1 protein-coding gene is annotated in these 224 nt (G+C 43.8%); it reads right to left on the reverse strand.

Features of this window, described 5'->3' with window-relative positions; translation table 11 throughout:
* A partial coding sequence (locus FTW16_RS01435) for a cation transporter (protein ID WP_186728001.1) occupies positions 1–224 on the reverse strand: 224 nt, incomplete at both ends.

Genomic DNA, 224 nt, shown 5'->3' on the forward strand with positions numbered 1-224 from the left:
CAGCGCCAACATAATGGCCGCATTCATGTAGAGATCAGACTGATAGTGCAGTGAATCGGCTGCAATAGCTTGGCTACCAGTTTTTTTCACCACGTGCTTTTGAAATCTGACTAAACCGTAGGTCATCACTATTGCGAACAAGCTGACATAGATACCGATTTCCGGGGAATTCAATTCGTGTGGCCTAAAAAAGCGTTCAATACCATTAAGAATAAGGAAGCAGG

The sequence above is a fragment of the Vibrio sp. T20 genome (assembly GCF_007858795.1).
Classification (GTDB): domain Bacteria; phylum Pseudomonadota; class Gammaproteobacteria; order Enterobacterales; family Vibrionaceae; genus Vibrio; species Vibrio satsumensis.